The organism is uncultured Mesonia sp. (assembly GCA_947499595.1).
Lineage (GTDB): Bacteria > Bacteroidota > Bacteroidia > Flavobacteriales > Flavobacteriaceae > Mesonia > Mesonia sediminis.
Genome location: CANMOY010000014.1, coordinates 14,267 through 32,741 on the forward strand (window position 1 = coordinate 14,267; position 18,475 = coordinate 32,741).

Below are 18,475 nucleotides of genomic sequence, written 5' to 3' on the forward strand. Positions count from 1 at the left end.
ATAAAAGTATTTAGGGGTCGTAACGCTTTATGGATTCCCCGGTTTTTATCTGGAAGGCATCTTCAATATCGGAAAGATAAATTATTCCGTCACCGGGTTCAGTTGTTTTTGCATTCTCAAGGATAATATCTATTGCTGATTGTGCTTCTTCGTTTTGACATACCAGTTCTAACTTTACAACCGGACTGTCTGTTACACGGAAATCTAAAGAAGGTGATGCGCCTTTTGCTTTAAAAGCCCCGGTACCTTCCCCCTGGGAAAGCGTCATACTTTTGAATCCACTTTCACTAAGGGATTCTATCACTTTTTGAACTCGTTTCGGTTTTATAAATGCTTTTATTTCTTTCATTGCTGTAATATTAATTTTAGTATTAAGGATGAACCCTCTGGAATTTTAATTAAGACAAACATTTAACAGAGAGTCCATCCATCTAATTTTTTTAATTTAATGACCATGGGAAGTCTGGCTTTTCTGCATTTCAGAAACCAGATAATAGGCATTATTATAGGCAACCAACGTACCTTCAGGCAGAGGCTCCAGCAGTTTAATTTCAACCCAACCATCTTCATTTATTCCCGTTCTAACCTGCACTGGTTTCAATTCCCATTCGGTTTCACCATCTTCCTGGTGTTTTTGGGCCGTAAAGATGTAGGGATTTCCTTCTTCTTCAATTATTGCTTCTTCCGGTAAGGCAGGAACAGCTTCTTCACCGGTCCTGATTTTTCCGTTTATATACATCCCCGGAATTAGAAAATCTTCTTTATTATCGATTTCTGCATGCACATGTACCGCTTTGGGGTTTTGTTCAAATTGTTTCCCCACGGAATAAATCTCTCCCGTTAAATTACTTCCAGGAACCGATTCCAGCGTAAAAGAAATTTTTTGACCTTCTTTAACCTTATAAATATCTTTTTCAAAAACCATTAGATCGGCATGAACATGTTCATTATCAACTACCATAAACATACTGGTTTGTGGTTCTACATATTGGCCAATTTGCACCTTTACTTTTTCTATATAACCTTCAATAGGACTAACTACCGGGATATATTCGTAAAGTTCCCCATTTCTAACCCTGGAAACACTAAGGTTTAACTGACGTAATTGTGATTCATATCCACGTACTTCACCTTGTACAGACTGATAATCTGCCTGTGTTTGTTGAAAAGATTTCCCCGACCCTACTTCGGCTTCATATAATCGTTTTTGCCTTGCAAATTCCTTTTCCAAAAACTGCATCCGGTTATAGGCGTTAATATAGTCCGTTTGGATTTTCGTCAAAGTAGGATGGGAAAGGTACGCCAGTATCTGACCCTTATTAACTTTATCCCCTTCAATAACTTTTATTGAATTTATATTGCCCCCTAAGACGGCCGTAACTGTAGCTTCGTATTGAGGCAGCACTTCTAGTTGTCCATTGGCTTCCACTATTCCTGATAATGCTTTCTTAGGTAAGGTATCTAATTTGATTCCCAAACTATTAAATTTCATCTCTGAAAGATGTACCGAGCGCATCCCGCCTTCTTCTTCATTGTGACCTTTTGTTTCTTTAGAATCCGATGCTTTAGTCTCCTGAGTATCTTTTTCCGAATTAGAATTTTCTTCACACCCCAAAAACAATGTAAGTGATAAGGCAAGCATTAAAATATTTATTGATCTTATGTTCATATCGTTTTCTTTCTTAGTTTTTAATTTGAATTCTTAAGGTAATATTCCAGTTGGTAACGGCTGTCGAGATAATCATTAAAAGCACTCCAGGCATTTACCTCAATTCTAATGGCATCCCTTATATTTTGAAGGAAAGTTATATAATCTATAGCTCCCTCTTTAAATGCTAATACTGACCCTTCCTGTTGTTCCTGTGCTAAAGGAAGTGCTTCATCCCTATAATAATTCCATGAGTTTCTCCATTTGATATAGTCTTCACGCATATTTTTATAGGCGGTTTGCAGTTCGATTTTATCCTGATAAAAGTTTTGCTCTGCAATCTGTCTATTTACTTGTGCTTCCTGTGTACGGCCTAATTCCGGCCCAAAAAACAGCGGAATTTGAATTCCTATTTGATATTGGAAGAAACCCGATTGCCCGGCTATTTCCTGCCTACCGTACTGACCCTGAAATTTGGGCAAAAATTCAGATTTTCGTTCTCTGGTAACCGCTTTGGCAACATCTATCCTTTGTTCCGAAACCTGTAGCAACGGATGATTTTCAAGCGACTCTACCAGAAAGTTTAAAGGTTCGTCTAAAGTTTCAACAGGCAAATCTGGTACATCATAGATTGTGTCACTAACGAACCATAGGTTTAAACGCTGTATTGATTTCAGGTAATCTCGGTACGATTGTTCCAGCTGTATTTTAACCTCGTTCGCCTGGTTGGAGGTAGCAAGATATTCCAATTTGGAGGTGGCCTCTGTTTCATACCTGATTCTTGCAGCCCTTTCAATATCTTCAAAAATTGAATCCATTTTTCTATAAACCTGGAATGTCCTTTTAGTTGTATAAACCGAGGCCCAGGCCCTGCTTACTTCACGTTCAATTTCAATAGTAGATAACTCTAAGGCACTTTCAGCAAGGGCAACCCTTTCTTTCTGCAATTTTAACCGGGGGGCAATTCCAAAAATATCAATGCCTTGCTGTTGGACGCCAATTTGAGTATAGACCCCATTAGAGCCATTTCCTACTTCTTCTTTTCCTGTAAAGATTTGGGTATTTCCAAAATCATAGGCGGTTTTACGCAATACTTCCTCACTTTCAATTTCAAGTTGAGCAGCTTTTAATTGCGGAAAGTTTTGGATTGCCATTTCTTTAGCCTCTTGCAAACTAATAGTTTGTAAAGAATCCTGTTGTGAATATTCAGATGACATTGCATCAGATTGTGCATTTACAGAAAAGGTTCCGCCTAAAACAAAGCCAATTATCAAAATCGTAGCTAAAGATCGTGAATTGGAAGAACCAAGCTTGTTCTGTTCCTTTTTCTCCCGTCTCTTCTCTACAAATGTATAAAGGACAGGAAGAACCACCAGCGTAAGCAAGGTAGCCGTAAGCATACCACCTATAACAACTGTAGCAAGTGGTTGTTGAACTTCTGCACCGGCAGATGTGGAAAATGCCATTGGTAAAAAACCGAAAATATCTGTTGTTGCTGTTAACATAATAGGTCGTATTCGTTCTTTGGTTCCTGTAAAAATTCTATCTCTTATACTGGTTACTCCTTCTTCTTTTAAAGAATTGAATCTATTTATTAGTACCAGTCCGTTTAAAACTGCAACACCAAACAGAACAATGAAGCCTACACCTGCGGAAATGCTAAATGGCATACCTCTTAACCAAAGGGCAAAAACACCTCCGATAGCAGCCAATGGTATCGCCATATAGATCATGATAGATTGGGAAAAAGATTTTAAGGCAAAATATAGAAGCACGAAAATCAGGAATAAGGCTATCGGTACCACAATCACTAATCGGTCTTTGGCACTCTGAAGGTTTTCGAACTCCCCTCCATAAGTAATATAATAACCTGGTGGCAATTCTAATTCCTCATCTAATTTTTGCTGAATGTCGTTCACCACAGACTCTACATCCCTTCCCCGGGCGTTTACACCCACATAGGTTCTTCTGTAGGTATCATCTCTTGAAATTTGCATAGGCCCCGGAACATACTCAATATCTGCTATTTCTTTTATAGGCACCTGAGTTCCGTCTGGAAGATCGATATACATACCACGCAAATCATCAATATTCTTTCTATGATCTTCATCAAATCTTACTACCAGATCAAATCGTTTTTCTCCTTCAAAAATGACTCCGGCTGTTCCTCCTGCAAAAGCTGTACTTATGTAATCATTGGCTTTTTGGATATCCAGTCCATATTGCGCAATTTTATCACGGTTAAATTTAACGGTCATTTGTGGGAGGCCTGATGTTCGCTCCGCGTTTACGTCTCCTGCACCAGGCACGGTTTGGATAATACTGGCCATTTCCTGTACCTTTTCCGACAACACCCCCAGGTCCTCTCCATATAGTTTAACCGCAATATCTTCTCTAACCCCCTCTAATAATTCGTTGAACCTTAATTCTACAGGTTGCGTAAACACAAGGTTTACCCCAGTAAGTTCTTTATTGAGTTTTTCCTTGATTTGCGCTATAAGTCCTTCTTTAGTTTCAGCGGTTGTCCAATTATCCTTATCCTTTTCAAGAATCAGGTACATATCTGCTATATCCATCGGCATTGGATCTGTTGGGATGTCCGCTACTCCAATTCTTGCTGTTGCTGTTTTAATTTCAGGAAAATTTTCTAGAAGGATATTTTCTATTTTTTTGGAAACTTCAATAGACTCTGTTAATGAACTTCCTGGTCTGATTAAAGCCTGCATTGCAATATCCCCTTCATCCAGTTGAGGCACAAATTCTCCTCCCATTCTGGAAAAAAGGAAACCGGCTAATACAAGTAGAACAGCAGCAGCACCTACAACAATGAGCTTCAGTTTTAATGCCCCTTTCAGTAAAGGCATATATACCCTTTGTATTCCACCAATTATCTTATCACTTATCCTTTCCAGCCAGCGTTCAAACCTTCCAAACCAGTTCTTTTTATTCTGAATGGGTTTCATAAATAGGGCAGACATCATAGGGACATAGGTAAGGCATAAGAAAATAGCACCTATCATGGCAAAACCGAAAGTGTACGCCATCGGCTTAAACATTTTACCTTCTACCCCCGTAAGAAAAAGTATAGGCGTGAATACAATAAGAATTATAATCTGTCCAAAAAATGCGGAACCCATCATCGTGGTTCCGGCATCATAGGCTACTTTATCCATTACGCCTTGATTGAATTTTAGCTTTCCAGACCTAATCCGTTTTTGGATCTCATACACCGTTCCTTCTATAATAATCACGGCACCATCTATAATAATCCCAAAGTCTATAGCTCCCAAGCTCATTAAGTTTGCCCATACATTAAATTGCTTCATTAATATAAAGGCAAAAAGCAAGGACAACGGTATGGTCGTGGCCGTTATGATGCCACCTCTTAAACTACCCAACAATAAAACAAGGGCAAATATCACGATTAGGGCGCCTTCCAGTAAATTGGTTTTAACGGTATCGGTCGTTCTGGCAATTAGCTCACTACGATCAATGATAGGGGCGATAGTGAGACCTTCTGGCAGGGATTTTTCAATTTCTGCCATACGATTCTTAACATTTTGAATAACCGCATTAGGGTTTGAACCTTTTAGCATCATTATTATTCCTCCCACGGCTTCCTTACCGTCTTGCGTAAAAGCACCATAACGTACCTGATTCCCAAAATGGACGCGTGTTGCAACATCTCCAATAGTTACGGGAATGTTGCCCTCGTTAATAATCGAAATATCTTTAATGTCTTCCAAAGAGCGAATAAGACCTTCACCTCTTATGAAATTTGACATTTTATTTTTTTCTATGTAAGCACCGCCTGTATTCACATTGTTCCGAGCGAGAGCCTCATACACTTGTGAAATACTAATACCCAAACTATTCAACTTATCTGGGTTGACAGTGACCTCGTACTGTTTAATACTGCCTCCATAAGAGTTGACCTCTACCACGCCTTCCAGTAATGTGAGTTGTCGTTTGATAACCCAATCTTGCACGGTGCGCAGTTCCATAGGCGAATACTTGTTTTCAAAACCCTCCTCTGGCTTTATAGTGTATTCATAGATTTGACCTAAACCAGTAGAGATGGGACCCATAGATGGACTTCCAAATTTTTCAGGGATAGATTCGCCCAGTTCGTTTAGTTTTTCCTGTACCAGCTGTCGAGGAAGATAGGTTCCCATATCGTCTTCAAAAACGATAGTAACTACGGAAAGGCCAAAGCGTGAGATAGATCTTATTTCTGTAACGCCTGGTAAATTACCCATAGATAGTTCTACGGGATAGGTTACAAATTGTTCAATATCTTCTGTGGCAAGATTTGGCGACTGGGTGATCACCTGAACCTGATTGTTAGTAATATCTGGCACCGATCCCAGGTTGACGGTCATCATGGACCAAATACCCGTCCCTATCAGCGCTAAGGTAAGTAGTCCAATAATAAATTTATTATTAATGGAAAATGCGATTATCTTATTAATCATATAAATAAAAATTTAATTCAGTTAAAATTCTTGATAATAATTTTGTGCCTAACAAAATCTATCAATAGGACCAAGGATCTAGTATGAGAACCAGGATTTGGTCAAAAAAGGATATAATTATCCTTTAAAAAAACTGAATTATGCCTGTGGTGGCTGTAAAATGGAAGTGGTAAAATCTTTTTTTATACCGTTTAAGTAGAGAAAATCTTGAGAAGAATTGTATTTAAACTCAAATTTTATTTCTGCGAATTTGAAATAAGTTGCGTTTATATGGCAACATTGGCAAATACAAAATGGGGAACATAAATCTGCATCTTGATGTTGGTGGTTATCACCTAAATCTTGAGAAATTTCTGTTTTAACTTCATTGTCAAAAGTACCTGTATCTTCACAAGGCACTAAATTTAGTGTGAAGATATAGATTGACAATATGAATGCTAAAAATTTCATTAAGGCAAATATAAGAATTTTTTAATGCAATGGTTGTGCAAAGAAAAAAGGCTTCGGATTATAAAAACCATAAGGTTTCTTGACCAAAAGGTGGTATTTCCTTGCTTTCAAAACGAGGTGCTATTTCTGCAACCATTTCAGGATATTTAATTGTTATTGGTACGTTTTGTTGACGTAAGGATTTCCAATATAGCCTACTAAATTGATACACTTGCTCTATTAGCTTTCTAATCATTTTACTATCATTTAAAGCCTCTGGTGTAGGACTTGATATTTTAAGTTTTATTGGAAATGAATAACTTGAATGACTTGGGTATTTTACAGTATTGTTATACCTCAAATTATTAAAGAGTAAATATTTATATTCTCCTTTAGGGCCAATATTTATATATGTGCCACTCATTGGAATTAACTCACCATTCCAATTTTGGTCAAAAGCAATAATATCTTGTGATTTTGTTTTATTAATATTAAGAACAAAAAGAGGACAAGGCAATTGAAGTTTATCCATCATTTCTAAAACAGGTTGTATTTCTTCATCCTTCATATCCTTATAAAAGTGAATCACTATTTTTTCAGGTATTTGGTTTGTTGGTACGTATTGATAGATAGCATCACTTAATGCACCCCCTAACTGTTTAACATCAGATTTACTGAAATAATGAAATTCATTAAATCTTCCATTATTTTTAAAACTAAATGCACTCGCTACATATCGAATGTTTTCTTCGGTATTTTTAAATGCACCCACACCTATAACTAATTCATTTTTAGGTTTGACATTTAGTTGCCAAGGTGTACCATCTAATTTTGCTAATAAGGCTAATGATATATTGGTTAAATCGTAAATAAATTTATGTTGGTTTCTTCTAAATCTATCAAACTCTATTACTTGAGATATTATTCTTTTATATAATAGCTGTTCTTTAACCTTGTAATACACTAACTTTTTTTCAAGATTAGGTTCGTGCTTGTTAAAAGGGCTTAAATAAATAGCAACATAATTAATATTAGGGTCAGATTTAAAATCTTTTATACCCTTTGCAATTTGAGGTAATGGATTTTCTAAATCATCAAATACTATATTGACATCATTATCGAAATGTGCTAAAACACCTGCATAAATGTTTAAACCTTTATACCAACTTGTACCATCTTCCAATAATTTTTGCAATGCTTCTACTTCTTTAGCATAACTTGTATGATATATAAAGAAGAAATGCACATTATCTAACTGACAAGGATTTAAAGGCTTTAAATTCTTAAAATCAATTTTGGGATTTCTACCAACACCATTTTGAAACACTAAATCATTGCTTTCATCAGCAACTTCACCAATTCGATTTATTTCTACAGGTAAGTAATCGTCATTATTAACAGGGATAACTTTCTTAAATTCCTCACTTAAAATGAAATGCTGAATAAACTTATCGATTTTGTGTTTATAACTTATATATTTATTGGAATCATCTTTTGGTTCTGGTTGAATATTAAAAGCTGTTCGTAAATCGTTATTCAAAATGGCAAAAGCCTTTGTGTTATCATCAATAAATTCCTTTTCCTTATGATATTTTAATAACCTCATTTTATATACAACTTTATTAAGATTTGTTGTTGAGGTATGTTTTATAATTTCAGAAATAGGTTTTTTAAACACTTTAGCCATACCATCATAAGAAATAACTAACTCACCATATTCACTAACTTCTTTAATTTGTACTTTGACAGTAAACTTATAATACTGTGCAAAACTTTTATTTTGATATGATCTATTACCTATCCAAATTTGATTATCATTCACAAAGTTTTGACCAACAAGTTTTTTTATGCTTTTAAAGAATTTTTTGATTCGCCAATTATAGTAATGCTTTATTAAGTCGGTTGGTTGTTCTTTTAGATTGAGTTTTAAAGGCAAATAACCTTCCTTTTCATAAATAAATGATGTGTAGATAAAATCAGGATTTTCTTCTTTTATACCAGGAAACAAATCTTCTATATTGGTTGGAAACTTTGTTTTATACAACTTTTGCGCATTTCCAATTTTCTCTTTACTTAAATAAAAAGTTATTGGTTTGTCTGGTAAATCAAATGTTATGATATTAAAATATAGTTCCTGACTCATAAGACTTGGGTTTATTAATTCTACTTCTTGCTCAATCTATTAATTTTTTGTTCTACAATTTTGAGGATTTCCGTAATGTTTTTTTCTTCTTTTAACATAAAGACAATTTTATCTGCTAACCAATATTGAAGTAATTCGCTTTTGTTTTGCTTTAATGCTTTAGCTAATGCTTCAACTTGTTCTTTACGAGCTAAACGAGTACCACGTTCAATTTTACTTAAAAGTGCCGTATCAATATTCATTTGAGAAGCAACTTCTCTTAATAATAATTGCTTTTCTTCTCGTATTTCTCTGATGTATTCTCCAAACGTCATTTTGGGGATATTTTGACTTGTCAATATTTGTCTAATGTAAGAAAAAGAAAATAAGAACTAACAAAAAGATATTAACAATTTTAAACAGGAAATGAGGAAGTTAAGGATTTGAGGATATAAAGTATTTTTATAAATCCTCGTTTCCTTAAAATCCTCAAAATCCTTATTGTGCTTTTGTGGGATTTGTATAATTGTTATGTGCTTCCCTATGTATTAGACCAGCATCAACAAATTTAGTAATATAGCCTTCTGCTGTTTTATGAGGAATCTTGTTTTTGTCGGCTATATTTAGGTAATCTTGTCTTGAAAATTGATAAGGTAGTGCTTCTAAAAAACGTTCTTTACGATTGGCTCTTTTTACTTCTTTTTGTTCGATAGGTAAATCGTTAAACACCTTACTACTGTGCTTTACTAATACGCTTATCATTTCCAATGTATTTTCAAAATCTATATCCTCACAATATCTTACTTGGTTTACATCACCATCTTCCATAATGCGAAATACAGAAAACAACATTATAATTCTAAATGCTATTAACCCCAAACGTCTAACAGTTGCTATATAGTCATCGGGTTGAAGATTGAGGTATTTGGTTTGAAGCTTCTCAAAAAACACATTAAACTTTTGTTGTTGCTCGGTTGTTAGCCTTACTTCAATATCAGGATTGTTTTTTAGGGTTTTGTATAACCCAAAAAATTCTTTTCCTAATTGGTCGTAATATTCATCTAAACCATTGGTTGTATCAGTTTGAAAAACGTTCTTCCAAGTAGGTTTGATATTCATATAATAAAACATAAAACGACTAAACAAGCCATTTTCAGCACTTGGAACCAATGCCTGAATCTGCTTTGGTGTACCAGACAACACCGTTGACAAACAAGGTCTTTCAATATCTACATACTCTCTGTCCGTTCTACGATAGTAACTAATGGTTTCGTGGTGGAATGCTTTACGAAAACCATCGGAATAATTACCGTAATCACTTTTAAAAGCTTGTGCTAAAGTATCTCCTTCGGTTTCAAAAATTAACCCTCTACCTTCATTATCCGATATTAATTGATAAACACCTGTTACACTATTGTTAGCCGGAATAAACAGCATTCTTTCAGGTGGTTTACTCGGTTTTTCCATAGTTTCACTTTTGCCCTTATTCATATTATAAGTAGCCATTTCAACTTGATGCTGTTGTTTTAGGGTTTTGGATTGTTCGCGCTTTTCTTTGTGAACAGGATTTACCAAATTTTTAATTTGGTTTAATCTCCCTTTTCCTGCTGAAGCAGGTGCAGTAACAAATAAATACAAGTTGCTAAACACTTTCCGTTGGTCGTACACACCAAACAATTTAGGAAAACAGGCACTAAATGCAGTTAATGCACCCAACAACAAAATATCACGTTCTTCATTACTGCTTGATGGTTTTACTACTTGTTGCAAAAATGTTGGGATGTTGTTGTAAACTGTTGTTGGTATTGTTGGCAATGGTTGTTTTTCTTCCTCTGGATGTTGCGATACTTCAACAACTTGTTGTTGCTGTTTTGGTTTAATACCAACTTGATGCAAATGGTGGTATAAGGTTGCTATGCTTATACCGTGTCCTTTTGCTTGTAAGCATTTATTATACTGTTCGTCGCATTCTTTATGGTCGTAACCTGAATAATTTCTGCTAATTCTATGGTAGTAATCACGTCCAGCTTCACCGTATTCCTCTGAAATAGCAAAACCAATATCACGCCACTTTTCATAAGTATCAGTAATATCGATACCTGATTGTTCTAAAGCGTTGATATATGTTTCAATATCATTTGCAACAACCGTTGTCGGTTTGTTGTTGATTGGTTTTTTAGGTACTTCTTTTTGCTCTGGAACAGCTAACCAATCTTTCGGGTTGAATATTTTTGTCATAGCTTTTGATGTCTTTTATGTAGGTATGCCAATGGATCGTGGGATAAAAAACACGCTCTGGAAATGTCTTTACCCGATTGGTCTACCTCAATGTTATATGTTTGCTTTATGTAATTGGCCACCGCAATAAAATATTCATTGTGTGACACTTTGGATAAATCGATTCTAATTATCCATTTTAAGCCTTCTCCTGAAGGTGATGTAAACAACATTTCGGTTTCGAAATATTCATCGTTTAATAATTGTTGTTTTAGTTCTTCAAGATTTTCTAAATGGTCAAAATCGATTGTCAATAATGATGAATGCTCAATTAAGCTATCATCATTTCGTTTAGAAAACACACCTGAAAATGTTACATAATCAAAATGATTTGCTTTAAATTTCCGTGCTTCTTTAGGGTTTTTAATCGCTCTAAATTGCTCTGTGATACTTTTATACTTATCGCTTGTAATACGCTCAAATATTTGGTGTAATCTTACTTTTTCAGTTGGAAAAACATTTCTAATTGGTGCTTTATAAAAACTGCTGTAAGCATACCAAGTATCATCGGGTTCATCTAACCAGGATAATTCATCTTCTTTTTTAACTTCAAAATTTAGATGCAGTACCTCATTGATTTTTAGTAACAATTCTTCTTCATTAATGATTTTAAAATGATAGGATGCAAAATCGAATACATCACCTTTAAAATCGGTTAATTCAGTATCGTAATGCATTGCCTTATTATCTACAACATTAATTTGTAATGTTGATTTACCACCGTTAAAAGGGTTACGGGTTATCCCGCAGTCCCTTCCTTTTACGGAAAGGACTGTTGTTTCAGGATAATACTGCCTTAATACATAGGCATAGATATTTAACCCATAATGCGTTTTCTTTAAAATGCTTTCTTTACTTATTTCCATCGCATTTAAAATTTGGGTTATAATAATTGCTTTGTAATAGTTCCTCTATGTCAGATACTTTGTAATAAAACTTTCCTTGTATCTTACTATATGGAATCGTGCCATTTGAACGGAATGTTTGCAATGTGCGTTGGCTAATATGTAGCGTTTGCATTACGTCCTGATTATCAATCCACATATCTTTTAAGCGTTCTGCTCTCGTAGCTCTTATTAATTCGATACGTGCTTTTAAATCCTTAATCTCTTGTGAGAGTGCCAAGAGTAAATCGATTATTTCAGTCATAACTAAATCCTTCCTTTTTCGATTAAGTAATTAGCTGCCTGTTGCTCGATTTCGTCCTGGGAATCCATACGGTTACGCAGTAACCATTGGTCTAACTCCTGACGTTGGAAATAGATTTTTTTGCCATTCGGTTTATAATGTGGAATGGCTCCCGTACTTGTAAGTTTATACAAGTGCGATTGTGATAGTTCTAAATACTTGCAAGTTTCATTGAAGTTCAATACTTGCTTTTGCAACGTTTGTTGTTCTATTAACAACTTTTCGATGCTTTCTAAACGTTCTATAATTTTAACGTCCATCTTTTTATAATTTTAATTTAAAAATGGACTTCTGCGCAAAAGTCATCCTTGATTGTCAAGGACATAGCAAATATGGAAAAAGGTGTTTGGTATAATAGAAAAGAGAAAAAATGGTATTATTAAACCATTGTAAAACAATAAGTTATATTGTTTTTGGTATTATCTATTTGGTATTAAATAGAGAAAATACCACTTTTTAAAAGTGAAGTTTTATTTGATTTGGTCAAGCCAAAAATTGGCATCAACTAATTTTTGATAGGCTCTTTTTTTAGCACCTAAAAAATTACGATATTCTTTATCGGCATTACTACCTGGTCCATAACGATGAGCAAAAAATTTATGAATATGTTTACGCTCTATTTTTTTTGATGGTTTATCTTCAAAAAATATCCTTTCATTAAAGTATTTTGCTTCCGTTAGTTTTACCATAAAAGCTGCAAGTAATATTTTTTTGCCCCTTTTTTTAGTATAATTATATTTATCATCAATGATACCTTTTTCATTTAACAACTCCTCTAATTTTGCAAATTCCCTTTGTTTAGTCTTGTTAATAAGTTCGTTATAGGATAAGACATCATTGTTTTCCTCTCTAAAATCACCTTGTATAGCGTTGAAAATTGAACTTTGTTTTACTTGTTTTCTAACAGTTTTTATTTCTGCACCGGAATAGGATTTTACAATTAACTCTTCAGGTGGTTCTTCATTAAAAAATACTTCGTGTAGTTCTTCGATAGTATAAATTTCAGTATCACTTAATTCTGAAAATCGTTCTTGAAGTTCCATAAAAAGCATCATTGCATTAGCCTTTAAAAATGAAATGATATAAGCTTCATCTGATTTGTAATTATTAGTAGGCTTTAAATATAAACTTTCATCAAGATCATTTTCAGAAATGTAATTGCTAATCTGGGTTAAATAATTTGTAATTCGATTAAATTCTTTGTCATAGAGGAAAGACAAATGACCAGGTGTTGAATTTGCTTCAAGGGTATCATTAATAGCATTAAACTTTTTGATATAATCGTTTTCAATTAGTTTAATGTAATATTTACGCTTGTTTGAATATGCTTTTTTAAAGTCGATTTCATAATTAGGCGTGGTTATAGGATATTCTTTTTTAAAGCCATTTAAAAGCTCTTTAAATTGGTTTTCGGTTCTTTTATCATCAGTAACCTTTTCCACATACAGTAAGTCGATAAATAAGTCTTTAGCCATTTGGGTTAAGGTTTATTCTGTAAGCTGCTTGTTTCTTTTTGTCATCAATTACTTTAGCGTAAATTTGAGTTGTTTTCAAATTCTTATGACCTAACATTTTTGATACTGTATAAATATCAGTACCCAAAGTCAGTTGTAATGTTGCAAAAGAATGACGCGCACAATGGAACGTGATATTCTTCTTAATTTCTGCCTCACCAACCCATTCTTTTAGTAGGTCATAATTTCTCTGAACGTTATTAATATTCTCGAAAACTTTTTTAGTCGATTCGCCTTTTTCTCCTAACAATTCAAATGCTTGTTCGGAAATTGGTAAGGTTTCAGCTCCTTTAGTTTTCTTTTGCTTAAATCTAATAAAATTTCCATAGGTTTCTGAATATTGGATTTCAGACCATTGAAGTTTTGTAATATCTGACCAACGCAAACCTGTAAGGCAGGAAAAAAGAAACGCATTTTTTAATTGTGGATGTCGGCTATCTGTGTTAAAAAGCTTTCTAACTTCTTCTAAAGTTAAAAATTCCATATGTGTATCTTCTTCTTTAAAGTTTTCAACTGAAATAGCAGGATTGTATTGTATTACCTTTTCTTTAACAGCTTGTCGTAATACCGCTAAAAGTTTTTTAAAATATGCTGATTTTGTGTTTTGGCTTAATGGTCTTTTACTTCTGGAAAGTGCTTTTTTGTCTAAATACTCTTTAAAACCTTCTACCCATTCTTCATCTATTCTTTCAAAAGAAATACCTGTTGGGTGATAATCTTTTAAATGTTTTAGTGTGCTATTCCATACACCTAAATTGCCTTTACTTTCTGAACGTCTTTCAATCCATTGTTCTAAATACACGAAAAAATTTCCTTGTTTCTTTTCTTTATTTTCAAAACCATAAATATTATTCTGTACCTCTAAATGTCTTTTAGCTCTGATGCTTTCAGCAAGTTGTAAGATTTTCTTGTTTTCTAATTTCTGTGCTTTAGTTAAGGACCCTTTGTCGGGTTCTGGCGTTAAATATAATTTCAAGTACTCGTACTTACGATTTCCGTTTTCGTAATAATCAAGATATAAACTAATTCGTTTCCCTTTTCTACGTTGGCGTAAAGTAACTTTCATTTTCCTTATATTTACTGTGTTAGACTATGCGTTTTATGAGTGTTGTATGGGCAACAATACGGCAACAAATATAAGCAAATAAAGGCAGTTTGGCAATAAAAAAAGAATGCGAAAATACATATAAAACAATGATTAACAGATAGATAACAAACAAAGGAAAGATAATGAATTTCCTCTCGGAAAGTCCTCGCAAATTTGCTATCTTCGGTTTACGGCGGAAAATCCTCGCGGATTTTCACGCAACGAAACCATAGCCACACCCGTTGGCAACAAGCTAAAACCAATCTGAAACGAAAAAAAAATGCAGATAGACATTAAAGGAAAAATAAACGAAAAAAGACTTGCTTACAGCAATACTCTACTTCCTTTATTTGAAGCAATTGTTAATTCTATACAAGCTATAGAAGAAGATAGTTCTACTAAAACTGGAATTATTGAAATTGATATAGTTCGTTCAACTCAAAAAGAATTAGAACTTACCGAAAAAGAGGTTCTACCTGAAATAATTGATTTTATTATAAAAGATAATGGAATCGGATTTAATGAAGATAATTATGACTCTTTCAATTATGCTCACTCTACATATAAATATGGAAAAGGCGGAAAAGGAATTGGACGTTTTACTTGGTTAAGAGCATTTCGAAAAGCTGAAATCGAAAGTAGATTTAAAGAAAATGGACATTGGAATTTAAGGAAATTTCAATTTGAGCCAACAAAAAAAGGAATTGAAAATCACAGTTTAAATGAAGTAAACACTACACAAGAAAGATACACAATTGTAGCTTTGAGAGGTTTAAAAAAGGATTATAGAAAATGGTGTAATAATAATCCTGAAGATATTGCACTAAAAATAATTGAACACGCTTTTGTGTATTTTTTAAATGAGAATTGTCCGAGAATCTTAATAAATGATTTAGACAAGCAAATCGTTGTTAACGACCTTTTTAAACTATTTACTAAAGGACAAGTAAAAAGCAAAAACATCAAAGTAAGAGACAATGATTTTAAATTAAGTATTGTAAAACTTTACAGTAATAAAGTTGATAACAAAATACATTACTGTGCAAACACAAGAGAAGTAACATTCGATAAAATTTCAACCGACATTCCTGAAATGGATAATTTCCTTTTTAACAAAGAAGGAAATCCTTTTTCAATTTCTGTTTATGTCGAAGGAGACTATTTAGATAATAATGTTAACGATGAAAGAACATCTATCGCATTTGCTAAAGGAGAAGTTCAATTTCCTGACCAAACTTCACAACAAGAATTACGACAGGAAATAACCTCTATGATTCATAATGAATTTGAAGACCAAATAGAAAAACTTTCTCAAACTCGATTTACAAAAGTTAAAGAGTTTGTTTCTCAACATCCAAGATACAAGCAACTTCTAAAATACAAACCAAATCAAATCAAAAAAATTCCTTCGACTCTAAATGAAGAGAAAATGGAATTAGAACTTTTTAAAATTCAACAAACACTCGAATTAGAAGTTAAACAAGAAGCAAAAGAAATATTACGTTTCATAGAAAGTGACGAAGACAAAGCTGAGTTTTCCGAATCACATCAAGAATTATATGCGAAAATTATTGAAGTTGGAAATTCAAAATTATCAGAATATGTAATTCATAGAAAGTTAGTTTTAGACCTTTTTGCCAAATTTTTAAAAGAAAGAGCACCTGAAAAAGCAGTTCACAGTTTAATTTTCCCTTTACAAACTTTATCTGACGAAATAGGTTTTGAAGACCATAATTTATGGATGATAGACGAGAAACTTTCTTATCATAAATATTTGGCTTCTGATAAAAAGTTTAAAAAAGTTAAGGGAATGAAATCTGAATCTAACGAAAGACCGGATTTATTAATTTTCAATAAACCTTTTGCATTCGCTAACGATGAAAAACCATATGAATCAATAGTCATTGTCGAATTTAAACGACCAATGAGAGACGATTATTCAGAAAAAGAAAATCCAATTACACAAGTAAATCGTTATGCGAGAGAAGTAATTAATGGCATTGCTAAAGACAAAGATAAACGTGAATTTGATTTGAGACAAAACACACCTATTTACGCCTATATAGTTTGTGATTTAACCAAAAAACTTAAAGCAAATGCGACAGATGCAGGATATAAACTTTTACCAAGTGGAGATGGATATTTCTTTTTTAACGACAATTACAATATGTATGTAGAAATAATGAGTTTTGACAAAATCCTGAAAGATTCAAATGAAAGAAATAGAGTTTTATTTGAAAAATTGAACTTAACATAAAAAAGCCAGTTGCCAACACCGTATATAATTTATTGCTGGCTTCTAGCCTACTTACGAAAGTCCTCGCGGACTTTCTTGGTCGGTAATTATTTACTAAATTAGTTGCTTAAACCACGCAACAAACCATATACAAACACGTTACCTACAATAGCTCCGAACAAAATCACTACGGATAAAATTGATTTGATTTTTCAATAAAAACTAATTCAATATTGAAATTGCTAGTTTTAAAAAATAATCGGATTTATTCAAAAAACTGATTGAAAAGCAGAACGCGGAATTAAAAACATAACGAAAACGCTTTTTTAAGTTTCGAACTTTTAGTTTTTACCAAAACAATTGCAAAAAGCACAACGGATAAGGAAAATTTATTTCAAAAAAAATGGTTTTTGCTTAATCGAAAAATCAATTTTAGAATGGGAAAAAATTTGACAAAATAAGGATCCGAATAATAATTAAACTGGTAAAATCTGCACGCTGACTTTTTAGTTTAAATTAAAAATTTTCTCTAAATGAAAAATCTGTTTTTTTTAAAAAAAATTTAGCGGATTTTAATAAAACAAAACGGATAAAATAGTGGACCGTACAAAGCAGAACGTGTCGCTACAGTAGGTAACAACGGTTATAATTCATTGCTGCGGAATTTCCTGGCGGAAATTCATACATTTTTGCTAAATTAGTTGCCAAAGCGGAAAGAATCCTGCGGATTTTTCCGCAACGAAATCATAACCGAGCACGTTAGCCATAATTGATGACAACCGTAGAATTAGAAAATATAAAATTGGAAATTGACCGAATAGAAACGGAAAAATTCTATGCAACTCAAAACGGATTCGTTTGCGATTGTCCTGACTGTCTGAATTATGTGAGCAAGATTTCCGATATTAAATCTGAACTGAATGGACTTGACAAAAAACTCGGAATTGATTTGACTAAAGATGTCGGACAAGGAATGGACGAATTAATGCCTCACGATTATGAGAATCATCATTTGTATGTTATTCCATATTATGTAATCGGAAAATGTTACGTGAATAAAACTGAATTGAATAAAGAAAAATCTGGACCAATTTGGACGAATACAAAACGTGTTGAAAAAAAACTGACTGAAAATTTATCACTATCAATAATAAATACAACCGACGATATCAAAATTGACAATGCCGAAAACATATTGACAATTTGGCTGGAATTTAAAGCGGAACTGATTGAAAAATAAACAACTATGGCTAACAATGTATAACCGCAATTACGGCGGATTCGACTACGTCCGAATCCACTCGGAATTGCTAACGCCAGTTCTAAACCGAAAAACAGTAACTTAAAACCCGTAACTGACGGTTATACGAGACCGTCAGACTGTCTCAAAACCTAGCCATCATTGCAGTCTTTTTTTAAGGATATATTTTTAAATTTTTTTATCTTTAAAAATGGAATATCAACAAGGAGAAGACCGGGAGCAATTAACTTTATACAGC

14 protein-coding genes are annotated in these 18,475 nt (G+C 33.5%); 2 read left to right on the forward strand and 12 right to left on the reverse strand.

Annotated features, from left to right (window positions below):
• Nucleotides 1–10: 10 nt before the first annotated feature.
• From ACH2AZ_RS11990 to ACH2AZ_RS12045, 12 genes are all read right to left on the reverse strand, one after another.
• Nucleotides 11–349 carry a P-II family nitrogen regulator gene (locus tag ACH2AZ_RS11990; RefSeq protein ID WP_008613762.1) on the reverse strand — a complete coding sequence of 113 codons (339 nt, stop codon included), beginning with the start codon at nt 347–349 and terminating at the stop codon, nt 11–13.
• A gap of 96 nt (nt 350–445) precedes the next feature.
• Complete coding sequence (locus ACH2AZ_RS11995; RefSeq protein WP_394908031.1) at nt 446–1,669, reverse strand: efflux RND transporter periplasmic adaptor subunit; 1,224 nt, start codon at nt 1,667–1,669, stop codon at nt 446–448.
• A 20-nt stretch (nt 1,670–1,689) separates the two neighbouring features.
• Nucleotides 1,690–6,123 carry a CusA/CzcA family heavy metal efflux RND transporter gene (locus tag ACH2AZ_RS12000; RefSeq protein WP_394908032.1) on the reverse strand — a complete coding sequence of 1,478 codons (4,434 nt, stop codon included), beginning with the start codon at nt 6,121–6,123 and terminating at the stop codon, nt 1,690–1,692.
• A gap of 138 nt (nt 6,124–6,261) precedes the next feature.
• A complete protein-coding gene (locus ACH2AZ_RS12005; protein ID WP_027885454.1) occupies nt 6,262–6,573 on the reverse strand; it encodes a DUF6660 family protein in 312 nt (103 codons plus the stop codon).
• A gap of 58 nt (nt 6,574–6,631) precedes the next feature.
• Entirely contained in the window at nt 6,632–8,695 is a 2,064-nt protein-coding gene (locus tag ACH2AZ_RS12010; RefSeq protein WP_111126199.1) for a Piwi domain-containing protein, read from the reverse strand.
• A gap of 20 nt (nt 8,696–8,715) precedes the next feature.
• Complete coding sequence (locus ACH2AZ_RS12015) at nt 8,716–9,009, reverse strand: helix-turn-helix domain-containing protein (protein ID WP_120202848.1); 294 nt, start codon at nt 9,007–9,009, stop codon at nt 8,716–8,718.
• Nucleotides 9,010–9,172: 163 nt separating this feature from the next.
• On the reverse strand, nt 9,173–10,912 hold the full coding sequence (locus ACH2AZ_RS12020; protein ID WP_106676397.1) for a DUF3987 domain-containing protein: 1,740 nt from the start codon (nt 10,910–10,912) through the stop codon (nt 9,173–9,175).
• Nucleotides 10,909–11,817: a BT4734/BF3469 family protein gene (locus ACH2AZ_RS12025; protein ID WP_121665841.1), complete on the reverse strand. Its 909-nt coding sequence runs from the start codon at nt 11,815–11,817 to the stop codon at nt 10,909–10,911. The genes ACH2AZ_RS12020 and ACH2AZ_RS12025 overlap by 4 nt, the downstream gene beginning before the upstream one ends.
• Complete coding sequence (locus ACH2AZ_RS12030; RefSeq protein ID WP_093026612.1) at nt 11,804–12,100, reverse strand: helix-turn-helix domain-containing protein; 297 nt, start codon at nt 12,098–12,100, stop codon at nt 11,804–11,806. The genes ACH2AZ_RS12025 and ACH2AZ_RS12030 overlap by 14 nt, the downstream gene beginning before the upstream one ends.
• A 2-nt stretch (nt 12,101–12,102) precedes the next feature.
• Nucleotides 12,103–12,399: a helix-turn-helix domain-containing protein gene (locus tag ACH2AZ_RS12035; RefSeq protein ID WP_394908033.1), complete on the reverse strand. Its 297-nt coding sequence runs from the start codon at nt 12,397–12,399 to the stop codon at nt 12,103–12,105.
• A 210-nt stretch (nt 12,400–12,609) separates the two neighbouring features.
• Nucleotides 12,610–13,614, reverse strand: coding sequence for a DUF6617 family protein (locus ACH2AZ_RS12040; RefSeq protein ID WP_394908034.1), 1,005 nt, complete (start codon nt 13,612–13,614; stop codon nt 12,610–12,612).
• A complete protein-coding gene (locus tag ACH2AZ_RS12045) occupies nt 13,607–14,719 on the reverse strand; it encodes a site-specific integrase (protein ID WP_211328357.1) in 1,113 nt (370 codons plus the stop codon). Before ACH2AZ_RS12045 ends, ACH2AZ_RS12040 begins: the two co-directional genes overlap by 8 nt.
• 301 nt (nt 14,720–15,020) lie before the next feature.
• Between ACH2AZ_RS12045 and ACH2AZ_RS12050 the strand changes: the two genes are divergently transcribed.
• Both ACH2AZ_RS12050 and ACH2AZ_RS12055 read left to right on the forward strand, forming a co-directional pair.
• Entirely contained in the window at nt 15,021–16,997 is a 1,977-nt protein-coding gene (locus ACH2AZ_RS12050; RefSeq protein WP_394908035.1) for a hypothetical protein, read from the forward strand.
• 751 nt (nt 16,998–17,748) lie between these two features.
• A complete protein-coding gene (locus tag ACH2AZ_RS12055; RefSeq protein ID WP_394908036.1) occupies nt 17,749–18,216 on the forward strand; it encodes a hypothetical protein in 468 nt (155 codons plus the stop codon).
• Nucleotides 18,217–18,475: the final 259 nt, after the last annotated feature.